13 protein-coding genes are annotated in these 12,904 nt (G+C 61.1%); 2 read left to right on the top strand and 11 right to left on the bottom strand.

From position 1 onward, the window contains the following. Nucleotides 1-158: 158 nt before the first annotated feature. From GH769_RS13130 to GH769_RS13140, 3 genes are all read right to left on the bottom strand, one after another. A complete protein-coding gene (locus GH769_RS13130; protein ID WP_014718852.1) occupies nucleotides 159-1,349 on the bottom strand; it encodes a sugar transporter in 1,191 nt (396 codons plus the stop codon). A 112-nt stretch (nucleotides 1,350-1,461) separates the two neighbouring features. After that, nucleotides 1,462-1,824: a type 1 fimbrial protein gene (locus tag GH769_RS13135; RefSeq protein ID WP_032902876.1), complete on the bottom strand. Its 363-nt coding sequence runs from the start codon at nucleotides 1,822-1,824 to the stop codon at nucleotides 1,462-1,464. Between the two features lie 87 nt (nucleotides 1,825-1,911). Further along, on the bottom strand, nucleotides 1,912-2,910 hold the full coding sequence (locus GH769_RS13140; RefSeq protein WP_020303073.1) for a bile acid:sodium symporter family protein: 999 nt from the start codon (nucleotides 2,908-2,910) through the stop codon (nucleotides 1,912-1,914). Nucleotides 2,911-2,995: 85 nt separating this feature from the next. On the opposite strand from GH769_RS13140, the gene GH769_RS13145 reads away from it, so the two are divergent. Together GH769_RS13145 and GH769_RS13150 are read left to right on the top strand one after the other, a co-directional pair. Continuing rightward, nucleotides 2,996-3,784, top strand: a complete 789-nt coding sequence (locus GH769_RS13145; RefSeq protein WP_014718855.1) for a helix-turn-helix domain-containing protein — start codon at nucleotides 2,996-2,998, stop codon at nucleotides 3,782-3,784. Nucleotides 3,785-3,876: 92 nt separating this feature from the next. Further along, nucleotides 3,877-4,308 (top strand): hypothetical protein, encoded by a 432-nt coding sequence (locus GH769_RS13150; RefSeq protein ID WP_032902875.1) that lies wholly within the window; start codon nucleotides 3,877-3,879, stop codon nucleotides 4,306-4,308. Nucleotides 4,309-4,704: 396 nt separating this feature from the next. On the opposite strand, the gene GH769_RS13155 is transcribed toward GH769_RS13150, so the two are convergent. The 8 genes from GH769_RS13155 to GH769_RS13190 all read right to left on the bottom strand — a co-directional run bounded on the left by GH769_RS13155 (nucleotide 4,705) and on the right by GH769_RS13190 (nucleotide 12,895). Beyond that, entirely contained in the window at nucleotides 4,705-5,949 is a 1,245-nt protein-coding gene (locus GH769_RS13155) for a zinc-dependent alcohol dehydrogenase (protein ID WP_032902874.1), read from the bottom strand. A gap of 83 nt (nucleotides 5,950-6,032) precedes the next feature. Further along, nucleotides 6,033-7,151 (bottom strand): carboxylate-amine ligase, encoded by a 1,119-nt coding sequence (locus GH769_RS13160; RefSeq protein WP_032902873.1) that lies wholly within the window; start codon nucleotides 7,149-7,151, stop codon nucleotides 6,033-6,035. Between the two features lie 7 nt (nucleotides 7,152-7,158). Further along, complete coding sequence (locus GH769_RS13165) at nucleotides 7,159-8,103, bottom strand: class I SAM-dependent methyltransferase (RefSeq protein WP_032902872.1); 945 nt, start codon at nucleotides 8,101-8,103, stop codon at nucleotides 7,159-7,161. An 11-nt stretch (nucleotides 8,104-8,114) separates the two neighbouring features. Then, nucleotides 8,115-9,494: an iron-containing redox enzyme family protein gene (locus tag GH769_RS13170; RefSeq protein ID WP_032902871.1), complete on the bottom strand. Its 1,380-nt coding sequence runs from the start codon at nucleotides 9,492-9,494 to the stop codon at nucleotides 8,115-8,117. Nucleotides 9,495-9,680: 186 nt separating this feature from the next. Further along, nucleotides 9,681-9,875, bottom strand: coding sequence for a hypothetical protein (locus GH769_RS13175; RefSeq protein ID WP_014718861.1), 195 nt, complete (start codon nucleotides 9,873-9,875; stop codon nucleotides 9,681-9,683). 145 nt (nucleotides 9,876-10,020) lie between these two features. Further along, entirely contained in the window at nucleotides 10,021-11,763 is a 1,743-nt protein-coding gene (locus GH769_RS13180; protein ID WP_032902870.1) for an ABC transporter substrate-binding protein, read from the bottom strand. 47 nt (nucleotides 11,764-11,810) lie between these two features. Further along, a complete protein-coding gene (locus tag GH769_RS13185) occupies nucleotides 11,811-12,083 on the bottom strand; it encodes a DUF2160 domain-containing protein (protein ID WP_014718862.1) in 273 nt (90 codons plus the stop codon). An 11-nt stretch (nucleotides 12,084-12,094) separates the two neighbouring features. After that, nucleotides 12,095-12,895: a carbohydrate ABC transporter permease gene (locus GH769_RS13190; RefSeq protein ID WP_003192012.1), complete on the bottom strand. Its 801-nt coding sequence runs from the start codon at nucleotides 12,893-12,895 to the stop codon at nucleotides 12,095-12,097. Between the last annotated feature and the right edge of the window lie 9 nt (nucleotides 12,896-12,904).

A 12,904-nucleotide genomic window follows, 5' to 3' on the forward strand; every position in this document is an offset into this window, starting at 1 on the left:
CAGCGAACGCATTGCTCAAGGCAGTGAAGATCAAATGTGGGAGCTGGCTTGCCTGCGAAAGCGGTCGCGCAGCAACAGATGCAGTGGCTGACACACCGCCATCGCAGGCAAGCCAGCTCCCACATTAAGTCTGCAGTTATCCGGTGGATACGGGGCGATCAGCTTGGCATCGGGGCACCACCCTGCCCAAACCGCCGAATCGCCAGGCAATACCCCACCAACGCCAACCCCGCCAGCAAACCGCCCGCCGCGCCGATCCAGGCGAAGCCGAAGTGGCTGCCTACCCAGCTGCCCATCAACGCGCCGCCGCCGATGCCGATGTTGTAGATCCCGGAAAACATCGCCATGGCCACATCGGTGGCATCCGGTGCCAGCACCAGCACCTTGGACTGCATGGCCAGGCCAAACCCCATGATCGCCATGCCCCAGAAAATGCTCAGCCCCACCAGGTAAGACTCGGCGCCGCTCAACGGCAGCATCAGAGCCAGGCACGCGGCGAGGATAGACACTGCGCCGATCACGAACAGGTGGGGGTTGAGGCGATGCACCAGGCTGAACAACAACGAGCCGATGATGCCAGCACCACCGAACACCAGCAGGATCAGGGTCACGGCACTGCCGCCCAGGCCGGCGACGCCTTCGACGAAGGGTTCGATGTAGCTGTAGGCGGTGAATTGCGCGGTAACGGTCATTGCGGTCAGCACATAGAGCGCCACCAGCGCAGGACGCTTGAACAGCAGCGGCAGACTGCGCAGGGAGCCGGAGTTCTGGCTGGGCAGCAGCGGCAAGGTGCGCCCCAGCCAGAACACCAGGGCGGCGGCGAACGCGGCGATCACCAGGAAGGTAGTGCGCCAGCCCATGGCCTCGCCCAACAGGCGGCCCAAGGGAATGCCCAACACCATCGCCAGGGATGTGCCGGTGGCCAGCAAGCCAAGGGCCTGCACCTGCTTGCCCTCTGGCGCCAGGCGTACAGCCAGCGAAGCCGTGATCGACCAGAACAACGCATGGGCCAGGGCGATGCCGACCCGACTGACCATCAGCAAGCCGAAGCTGGTGGCGACGCTGGAGAGGATATGGCTGGCGATAAACAGACCGAACAGCACAATCAACAATTTGCGCCGTTCGACGTTGCGGGTCAGTAGCATCACCGGCAGCGAGGTCAGCGACACGATCCACGCATAAATGGTGAGCATCAGGCCGACGCTGGCCACGGGCATGTCAAAGCTGGCGCCGATGGCGCTGAGCAGCCCGACGGGGACGAATTCGGTGGTATTGAACACAAACGCGGCCAGCGCAAGGGCGATGACCGGTTGCCAATTGGCTTGTGGGGTTGCGGCTGAAAGGCTCATTGACGGGCGCGGTACTCTGACGGTGATCAAGCGGCCACCCAGGACAAGCGCCGCCGCCGAGCATTCTATAGGTTTCTCGCACCGCTGTTGCTGCGGATCGTCGCCCGGCGGCCTACGGCGAAGTCATGGTAATGATGTAGTTGCCTGACTGGATGAGCTTGCCGGCGCTGTCTGCCAACACATAACGCTGATCGTAATAGCGCCCCTTGCCGCTGTCCGCCACCAGCCGCACATGGGGTGCATCGACACTGACAACCGGCGCCACACTGCGCACCTCGATTCGGCTGCCACGACTGGATTGGGCACAGCCGCGCAGTTCCATCACCGAACCGCTGCGCGCATTTGTCGCACACCCTGACTCGACAATGGCGCCGCTGAACCTGATGGTGCCCTGCCCCACGGTTTGTGCGGCGCCGCAGGTACTTGCCCACAGCCCCAGAAGGCCAGTCATTACCGCTACACGACGAACGTTCATGCCGACACTCCTTCTTGGGTTAGTTAAGAAGTAAGTCGTCGTCACGCCGGTTAACTTGAGCTTATTTACCCGCGAATGAGAGGTGCATCACGGATCCACCTGCCCCATTAACTCGGGGATGCTCTCCGGCCGCTGGGCATAGCGTTGGGCCAACGCCGCGCAGACCATCAACTGGATCTGGTGAAACAGCATCAACGGCAAAATCAACACGCCCATGCTCGCCCCGGCAAACAGCACCTGCGCCATCGGCACGCCGGTCGCCAGGCTTTTCTTCGAGCCGCAGAACAGGATGGTGATGCGGTCTTCCTGGTTAAAACCAAACGCCTTGCCCAGCAGCGTAGACGCCGCCAACACCAGGGCCAGCAACACGCAGCAGGCCACCACTAACCCGCCCAATTCCCACAGCGGGATCTGGTGCCAGATGCCTTCGTTGACCGCCTCGCTGAAAGCCCCGTAGACCACCAACAGAATCGAGCCCTGGTCGACGAATTTCAGCCAGGCTTTGTTACGCCCGACCCAGCCCCCAATCCAGCGGCTGGCGACTTGCCCGGCAATGAACGGCAGCAACAACTGCACGCTGATTTTGACAATCGCATCGACTGTGGAGCCGCCATCCCCATGCACGTTGAGCAGCAGCGCTACCAGCAGCGGCGTCAGGAAGATGCCGAACAGGCTGGACGCCGCCGCGCTGCAGATGGCCGCCGGGATGTTGCCGCGGGCCAGGGAGGTAAAGGCAATCGCCGATTGCACAGTGGCCGGCAAGGCGCAGAGGTAGAGCATGCCCATGTACAGCTCGTTGCCGATCAACGGCGACAGCACTGGCTTGAGCGCCAGGCCCAACAACGGAAATAGTACGAAGGTCAGGCTGAACACCAGCAAATGCAAACGCCAGTGGCCGGCACCGGCGACGATAGCCTTGCGCGACAGCTTGGCGCCGTGGAGGAAAAAAAGCAGCGCGATGGCCAGGTTGGTGACCCAGCCGAACGCCACGGCGGTCTGGCCGCTGGCGGGCAGCAGTGAAGCGAGGATCACGGTGGCGATCAGAGTGAGGGTGAAGTTGTCGGGGAGAAACCGGGGCCGGGTCATAAGCAATTCTTCCAGGGGTTGCCAAGAGCGTCGCGACGACTCTAACGTAACCACCTGTTACCGACTAACGCCAATGAGCCAGTAAATGCCGCCTAAAGGACATGAAAAAGCCGTTCGCCGCAGTGTCCCAGGGCTTTCCAGCCTGCCGAGGCCGGTGTACGGGCGTACTGAATCCTTGCCCAACCGTGCGCTGACGCGACGCCACAGCCACCCGTGGGTGCAGCTGTCCTACGCGATTTCCGGAGTGCTGGAGATCCAGACCAGCGTTGGCCGTTTCGTCGCACCACCGCAGCGCGCGGTGTGGATTCCGGCCGGCATGCCCCATCGGGTGTTCAGTTCACCCCATACGGAAATGCGCAGCTTATACCTCGATTGCAGCGTCACCGCCTGGGCCGCCGAGCGTTGCCAGGTGCTGGAGGTGAGCAGTTTGCTACGCGAGCTGATCCGCAACTTCAGCCAATTGCCGGTGGAATATACCGAGGACGGGCCGGACGGGCGCCTGGCTCAGGTACTGCTCGATCAACTCGCCGCCGCACCCCAGGTGGACTTGATGTTGCCACTGCCTCACGACCCACGGCTGCGGCAGATCTACCGCAGCCTCAACCTGCATCCCGAGCAGCAGACGACGTTGGGCGAGTGGAGCCGCAAGCTGGAGGTGAGTGAAAAGACCCTGAGTCGGGTGTTCCTGAGTGACACCGGGCTGACGTTTCGCGCATGGCGCCAGCGCCTGCGCCTGTTGAGCGCCCTGCCCGCCCTGGAACAAGGCGAGCGGGTGACGGATGTGGCATTGGGGTGTGGCTATGAATCGACCTCAGCCTTTATCAACGCGTTTCGTCAGCAGTTTGATTCCACCCCCGGTGAGTTCTTCCGCTGACCCTTCCACGACGCAAATAATCCCCAAACCCACGCTCGGCTGGTATTGTGCCGCGCTTTGAAACACAGCAACCGACTGCGAGGAAATGGACGTTGAACACTGACGAAAAAATGACCGGGGACCTGTTCGAGGTTGATAAGCGCCTGTCACTCAAGCCCGTGGTGGACTTCAACGCCTACCTGCGCAGCGCCTTCGGCGACGGCCCTTGCACCTGCGTGCGCTGCACGGCCAACGGCGGCGATGAAAGCGGTTATGAGTTCCAACACACCTTCACCTTCGACACCAAGCCCCTGCACCGTCGCTTCGCTTCGACGGCGGGCAGTGATGTGTTGATGGCGTTGAAGAAGGCATGGTTGTCGTACACCAAGGCCGAGCTGCCGCTCAGTGGTACGTTGGGGCTGGAGACGGTCAACGAGTTTGTCGAGCCACAGTTGCACAAACGCCTGGCGCCGCTGTTTGTCGCCAGTGGGCTGGTCAAGGATGTCGACGGCGAACTGCGCATCCAGCCGCAAGCCACGGCCTGACACAGGCTAATGTGGGAAATACCACTTTTGAAGCAAAGAAGATCCATGTGGGAGCTGGCTTGCCTGCGAAAGCGGTAGTGCAGTAACAGTGGCCGTTACCGCAGCAATGGATATGTACACATTCCAACTGTGTTGACTGTCAGGCCGCCTTCGCGAGCAAGCCCGCTCCCACAGTAGGATTGTGGGGTGTCAGGTAGATAGGTATTGCTTGTCATGCCGTCTTCGCAGGCAAGCCAGCTCCCACATTGGTCATGCATTGCCCACAAAATCAGCGTCCGGCACAGATCCCCTGTGGGAGCGGGCTTGCCCGCGAAGGCGGTGTGTCACTCACTGAATATTCAACTGAACCACCGCTATTGCAGGCAAGCCAGCTCCCATATTTTCCCGGGTATTGGCCTAGAACCCGGGAACACCTTGTACGCGCAACTCAGGGGTCAGTTCGTCCACTGGTTCGGTCAGCGGCCGGTCGCTCCCACCCGGTAGCAGGATCACCTTGCGGCATTCCTCTTCGGCTTTATCAAACAGCTCATACCCCCGCGCCGCCTGCTCCAGGGGCAGCCGGTGAGTGATGATCGCCTCCGGGTGCAGATGCCCCAGCTCGATGTGCTCCAACAACTCCGGTAAGAACCGCTGCACATGGGTCTGGCCCATCTTGAAGGTCAGCCCCTTGTCGAAGGCATCGCCGAACATGAAGCCATGGATAAACCCGGCATACACCCCGGCGACGCTGACCACACCACCGCGACGTACGGCGGCGATGCACTGGCGCAGGGCCTTGCCGCTGCTACCTTCGATCTTGAGGGCAGTGAGCAGGGTTTCTGTAGTGCTGCCCTTGGCCTCGAAACCCACCGCGTCCACCACACCATCGACGCCGCGCATGCCGGCGGTCTGGCGGATGATGGTGTCCGCCGGGTCTTCGTCTTCTTCGAAGTTGATCGGGATCACGCCGTAGGTTTTCTGCGCGTAGGCCAAACGATACGGATGGTCGTCGACCATGAAGATCTGCTCGGCGCCCAACATTTGTGCGCAAGCCGCACTGAGCAGGCCCACCGGCCCGGCGCCATAAATCGCCACACTAGAGCCTTTGCCAATGCCGGCATTGGTCACTGCCTGCCAGGCGGTGGGCAGGATATCGGAGAGGAACAGCACCTTCTCATCCGCCAGGTTGCCGGGCACCTTGAACGGCCCGGTGTTGGCCTTGGGCACCCGCACCCACTCCGCCTGGCCGCCGGGAATGCCGCCATACAGACGGCTGTAGCCGAACAGCGCAGCACCCGGCGGGATGGCTTTTTTATTCAGGATCGCACCGCGCCCATCGTTGGTGGTTTCGCAAGCGGCGAATTGCTGGAGCTGGCAGAAGAAACAATCGCCACAGGCAATCACAAACGGAATCACCACACGGTCGCCGGGTTGCACGGCAGTAACGGCCGGGCCGGTTTCTTCGACGATGCCCATGAACTCATGGCCGAAGATATCGCCGTGCTCCACGGTCGGGATCTTGCCACGGTACAGGTGCAGGTCCGAGCCACAGATTGCGGTGGCGGTGACCCGCAAAATAATGTCGTCGGGTTGTTCAATGATCGGATCGGGCACGGTATCCACCTGCACCTTGTGTGCGCCCTGGTAAGTCATCGCTCGCATGCTCTGCGCTCCTGCCGTTGAGGGGTTACTAATTAAGGACAGAGCAGCCCCTCAGTGTTCCTTCGACGTAGAGCGACACCCGATCAATGGTCGCCGCGCGTCTGGGCCAACAGCAGGTCGACTACCTGGCGCACGCTGGCAATTGCATCGGCGCCGCTGGCCTGGGCCTGGGCGTGCCAGCGCAACTGCTCAGTCGCGCTGTTGCCGCGTTGCAGCAAGGCATCCAAGGTATCGAACAACAGCGGCTCGCCCATGGCCTCTGCGGTGGCGGCAAAGGTCTGTCGGGCGTATTGCAGCCATTGCTCAGCGCTGCCCAGGGTGCCGGTGTCGTCCAACGCAAAGGTACCAGCGGCCCCATAACGCTTGGCCTGCCAGCGATTCTCCTTGAGCAGCCAGCGCGCCTCGGCACTGAACCTGGCTCCTGGGCGCTGCATCGCGCAGGCATGGGTAACCATCACCCGAAACAGCGTGGCGAGGGCCAAGGCGTCCGCCAGCCGTGGGCAGGCGTCGGTCATGCGCAGTTCCAGGGTGGGGTAACGCGCCGCCGGGCGAATGCCCCACCAGCCATTGCCATCGGCCTTGATCGCGCCGATGCGCTGCAAAAGGGCCAGGTAGCGCAGGTACTCGGCCCAGTCGCTAAAGTGCTCCGGCACGCCCATGCGGGGCCACTCGTCGCACGCGGCCTGGCGATAGCTCATGAAGCCGCTGGGCGCGCCGTCCCAGAAAGGCGATGAGCAACTGAGCAGCAGCAACAACGGCAGCCACGGCGACACCTGGTTCATCACCGCGATACGGTCCAGCGTTTGCGGCACCTGCACATGCACATGCAGCCCGCACAACACACTGCGCCGCGCTACATATTGAATATCGTCGAACAGTTGCCGGAAATGCGCCTGATCGGTCGGCTGTTGCCCACGCCAATCGGCCAGGGGGTGGCTGCCGGCGCACACCACACCGAGGCCGAACTCAGCCAGGGATTGCGCCAGGTTGCGGCGTACTGCTCGGAAGTAGTCCGCCGCTTCGGCGCTGGAGGTGAACACCGGAGAGGCCGCCTCGATCTGGCCCTGGAACATCTCAAACGAGAAACCTGCGACAATCGCTTCGCGGCAGGCTGCCAGCACCGCCGCCGAGGGCTCGCCGACCATCTGGCGGCTGTGCAGGTCGGTGATGAAGTATTCCTCTTCAATGCCAAAGGTGAGCATCGGGTATTCAGCGCAATCGGGTGACAGTCAGTGCGACCACGGCGATGCGCTCCACCTGCTCATAGCCGGGCTTTTCCAGTTCTTCACCGAAGACATCCGGGTCCAGTTCGCGGTAGGTCCAGCCGTAAGCGTCGCTGCCCAGCAGTGGCTTGACCGCCTCCAGGAAGGGATCGCTGCCGGCCACCATCGCCACCCCGGTATACAGCAGCAGGCTACCGCCCAGGGCCAGGCGCCCGATGGATTCACTGACGATGCGCAGCGACAACTGCTCCCCCAAGGCGCCACCGCCATGGCGATAGGCGCGCTGACGATCATCTTTCATGTACGGCGGGTTGGCGACGATCAGGTCGAACTCGCCCTCCACACTGGCTAACACGTCACTATGGTAAACGCTGACGTTATTCAGCCCGGCCAGCTCAGCATTCACCGCCGTCATGCGCAGGGCACGGGGGTTGATATCCACCGCCAGCACCTGGGCGTCATGCCGGGCTTTAGCAATCACCAGCGCGCCGACGCCGGCGCCACAGCCGATGTCCACGGCGCGCTTGAGCGGCTCGAAACGTTGTTGCAGGTAAGCTTCGATTACCTGGGCAAAGCGATAGCTATCGGGGCCGAAAAACACCGCGTCCGCCTGGTCGGTGGGATAAGGCGAATGGGCGAACAGCAGCTCGTCGAGGCTCGACCATCGCACTGCGCTGCGCCATAGCGCGCCGTGCTTTTCGATCACATCCGCTTGCTGCAATTCTCCACGCAGGGCCTCGGGCAACAGGCCTTGATCGAACGGCATCGACCAACCGAACACATCGCGCAGCGTCATTGCCAGGGGCGTCGCCAGCCGCCGATAGACACGCTCATGGGTCAAGGGCGTTGGCGTGATAAAGCGATAACCACCCTCCTTCAACCCCCGGCCCAGATTCAACAAGGCACGATCAGCCAGTTGTTGCGCAGACATAGGCACATTCCTTAGCGCAGGCGCGCACGCAGTTGGATAAAGCGGCGAGTGGCATACAGCCCGGCAGGCGTGCAATGACGGCGTGCCGACAGCCACGGGATCAGTGCATTGAGCTGTTGCTCATCGGGCAAGTTGCACAATGACTCCGCCAAAGCCTGGGTATCCGGGTCCGCTGGACGATGCTGCTCGCGGGAAAACCGGCTGCCGCGTCCCGGCCGCACGGGCGGCACGCGTTCGCTGGCAACCCATTCACCCGCAATCCAGTCATGGATCAGTTGTTTTTCATAACCGCTGAACACCCCGAACATTGCAGCGCCAGCGCCCTCGATCAGTTGCCAGAAACGGCTGTTGGCGGGGTCCTGGTTGTGCTGGATCCAGCCCTTGTCTTCCAGGGCCTTGAGGAACGCGCCGATCTGCCCAGGCCGGGCCAGCCATTGGTTGACGGTCTGCCCTTCGAAGCGGCAATAGTCCGAATGCATGTGCTGGCCGAAGGCGCGCTTGCGTTCGAGCATCGCCACCACCTCGTCCTGCAGGTTGAACTGTTTGATCACAGACGTAGTACCCGGCCCCAGATCATTCAGACGGTAGCCTGCGGCCACACGGCGATAGAAGTCTGCCCTGCCCTCGCCCAGCGGCAACAGGTTCAGCACCGATAGCGCCGCCTTGCTCGCATGGCCACTGCTGGCGTTGTCGATGGTGACATGCAGCGTGAAGTAATAGGGGTCGATACCCAGTTCACTGAGTTCATAGGCCGTGATCAACAGGTGCAGCGGCAGCTGTTCGTAACCGAGGTTGAAGCCAATGACCTCGGGCAGGAACTCGTCGGCGCACACACCCAGCGCCAGTTGCAGCGCGCCCTGCAGGTAATGCTCATCCTCAAGGCCGGCTTCGCTGTCGGCATCGTGCTCGCTGAGCAACTTGCGGTAGATCACCACATGGTTCTGCGCGGCTTCACCGTCGCCCAATTCTTCCAGGTAAGTGGTGAGCAGGCCGTCGAAGCGCTGGTCTTGCCAATAGCGCAGCAAGCCATAGAGCCAGGCGCCGTCGACCTGTTTGGTGGGTGCCACGCATTGCAGGAAATACAGTGCATGGGCCTTGTTCTGAAAATACCGCCGTGGCCCCCCTTGCCGGCGCTGCTCAAGGTAGTCGGCATAGGCCTGGGCGACTTCGGCGCAGCGCTGCTCGACCCAGGCTAGCAGTTGTTCAGGCGCTTCTGGCAAGTCGCAATCGGTTGCCTCTACCAGGGCCAATTGATCGTGCAGGTATTCACGCGCCAGTTCGGTGGCGTCTTGGGTTTCGCCATGCAGCTGTTGGTAGACCCGTTGATGGCGGCCCTGGGCCGAGTCGGTGAGAGAGGCCGGCTGGCCTGACAGCGCTGTGAGGAGTGTCATGATGGCAGTTTCCGCAAAGTCCGTTACAACGGGCCTCCCACAAGGTGGCCCTGCAATAGCGCTTGAAAACATGCGCTTCTAAGATGCAGAACCTTGAGATGTGCGGAAAATTCAGATGGGATTGTTAACGTGGGGACAAGCGGTCGCGGTCGCTGATAGCCTCATCAAGCCAAACAACGCTTAACATCAGGCTTTGGCCCACTGCTTGCGTTCTGCTTCAAGGATAATCGCCTCGACCCTCGCCATGACTTCGTCATGGGGTACACCGGGTCCGGGGTTGGCCAAGCTTTTTTCGACTTTGGCGCGAAACCAAAGATCATGACTATTCGCCTGCTCCTCGGTTTCAAATTCGGAAACAATTGGGGAAAGTGGAACACCCATAAGATGACCTCCTGTATGAATGCTCAGCAGTTTAGTCCCAAGCTAGCAAGCTGTCTCGGAGCACCAGATGAAATGCAGGTGGCTCACCCACAAAAAAAAACAACGGCACGCAAGCGTGCCGTTGTGTTCAGCTCATTCAGCGAAATTACTTACGTGCCGCCTCCCACTGCTTGAGCAGGTCGTTGTAGTTCACGGTTTCGCCCTTGGGCTTCTCGTTGGCCAGTTTCGGCTTCGGCGCGCCCGGCTGGTCAAACCAGTATTGCGCGTCACGCTCGGGGTTCATTTTCGGGCCGCACACCGGTTGCACCTTGGAGCGTTCCAGGCGCGTCATGATCGCATCCTGCTCCTTGGCCAGGCTGTCCAGCGCCTGTTGCGGGGTTTTCTCGCCGCTGGCCGCTGCGGCGATGTTGCTCCACCACAGTTGCGCCAGGCGCGGGTAGTCCGGCACGTTGGTGCCCGTCGGGGACCACTCGGTGCGGGCCGGGCTGCGGTAGAACTCCACCAGGCCACCGAGTTTGGGCGCCATGTCGGTCATGGCCTGGGAGTTGATATCGGACTCACGAATCGGCGTCAGGCCAACGATGGTTTTCTTCAGCGACACGGTTTTTGAGGTCACGAATTGCGCGTAGAGCCAGGCCGCGAGTTTCTGCTTTTCGGGCGTGGACTTGAGGAAGGTCCAGGAACCTACGTCCTGATAGCCCTTCTTCATGCCCTTTTCCCAATACGGCCCGACTGGGGACGGTGCCATGCGCCATTTCGGCGTACCATCGGCATTCACCACCGGCAGGCCCGGCTTGACCATGTCGGCGGTAAACGCGGTGTACCAGAAGATCTGCTGGGCGATGTTGCCCTGGGACGGCACCGGGCCGGATTCGGAGAAGGTCATGCCCGCCGCTTCCGGTGGCGCGTAGGCTTTCATCCAGTCCACGTATTTCTGCGTGGCGAATACCGCCGCCGGGCCGTTGGTGTCGCCGCCGCGGGTGACGCTGGAGCCCACCGGGTGGCAATCCTCTACACGGATGCCCCACTCGTCCACCGGCAAGCCGTTGGGCAAGCCTTTGTCGCCGCCGCCGGCCATGGAGAACCAGGCATCGGTGAAACGCCATCCCAGGGACGGGTCTTTCTTGCCGTAGTCCATGTGCCCATAAATGCGCTTGCCGTCGATTTCCTTGACGTCTTCGCTGAAGAACTTGGCGATGTCTTCATAAGCCGACCAGTTCACCGGCACGCCCAGGTCGTAGCCGTATTTCTCCTTGAACTTGGCCTTCAGCTCCGGCCGCTCGAACCAGTCGGCGCGGAACCAGTAGAGGTTGGCGAACTGCTGGTCGGGCAACTGATAGATCTTGCCGTCCGGCGCGGTGGTGAAAGACAGGCCGATAAAGTCCTTGAGGTCCAGGGTGGGCGAGGTGAAATCCTTACCTTCGTTGGCCATCAGGTCGGTGATGGACTCGGTCTTGCCGTAGCGAAAGTGCGTACCGATCAAGTCGGAATCGTTGACCCAGCCGTCATAGATATTCTTGTCGGATTGCATCTGGGTTTGCAGCTTCTCCACCACGTCGCCTTCCTGCAGCAGGTCGTGGGTCAGCTTGATGCCGGTGATTTCACTGAAGGCCTTGGCCAGCACCTTGGATTCGTACTCGTGGGTGGTGAGGGTTTCCGACACCACGTTGATCTTCATCCCACGGAACGGCTCCGACGCCTTGATAAACCACTTCAACTCCTCCAACTGCTGGGCTTCGGTAAGGGTCGAGGGTTTGAACTCGCTGCCGATCCATTTTTTCGCGGCATCTTCATACGCATCAGCCCAGGCCGAAGCGCTCAAACCACTGAGGGCCAGTACGGCGGCCAATGAAATGCTATGTCGCAGCTTATTGTTTTTATTCAACATAGAGACCTCCAGGTTAGTTTCAAACGGGGCTTGCAGGAGCGAGCTTGCTAGCCCCAACGCATCACACTCAACAGCCAAACAAGGGAGAGCGCGGACGCCACCCAGATACTCCAGTCGGTAACGCCAATGACCAGCAAATGCAGGTAGGCGCTACCGAGAAGACCGATAAACAAGCGATCCCCACGGGTGGTGCTGATCGGCAGCAAACCGCGCCGCGGGATACTCGGCGAACGTAATTCCCAAGTGGTCATGCCCGCCAGAATCAGGGCAATGCCGCCAAAGAACAGCGCAGTGGGGGTGGTCCAGGCCATCCATTCCATCATCGACTCCTCTAGACCCGGCCCAGGGCAAAGCCCTTGGCCACGTGGTTGCGTACAAACCAGATCACCAGCATGCCCGGCAGGATGGTCAACACCCCCGCCGCTGCCAGCACGCCCCAATCAATGCCGGACGCCGACACCGTGCGGGTCATCACCGCTGCGATGGGCTTGGCGTTGACCGAGGTGAGCGTGCGCGCCAGCAGCAGTTCGACCCAGGAAAACATGAAACAGAAAAACGCCGTGACGCCGATACCGGAGCCAATCAGCGGGATAAAAATCTTCACGAAGAACTTGGGAAAACTATAGCCATCGATGTAGGCGGTTTCGTCGATTTCCTTGGGTACGCCGGACATGAAGCCTTCCAGGATCCATACCGCCAACGGCACGTTGAACAGGCAATGGGCCAGGGCCACGGCGATGTGCGTGTCGAACAGGCCAATGGATGAATACAGCTGGAAGAACGGCAGCAGGAACACTGCCGGCGGCGCCATGCGGTTGGTCAGCAGCCAGAAGAACAGGTGCTTGTCACCCAGGAAGCGATAGCGCGAGAACGCATACGCCGCTGGTAACGCCACGCTCAGGGAGATCACGGTGTTCAGGCTCACGTAGTACAGCGAGTTGAGGTAGCCGGTGTACCAGCTCGGGTCGGTGAAGATCACCTTGTAGTTGGCCAGGGTGAAATCCTGCGGAAACAGGGTCAGGCCGCCGAGGATTTCGGTGTTGCTCTTGAAGGACATGTTCAGCAGCCAGTAGATCGGCACCAGCAGGAACAGGATGTAAACGAGTAGTGGAATCAGCTTGCGCTTGCTCATGTTGGCGGC

The organism is Pseudomonas sp. CFSAN084952 (genome assembly GCF_009648855.1).
In the GTDB taxonomy this organism is placed as follows: domain Bacteria; phylum Pseudomonadota; class Gammaproteobacteria; order Pseudomonadales; family Pseudomonadaceae; genus Aquipseudomonas; species Aquipseudomonas paracarnis.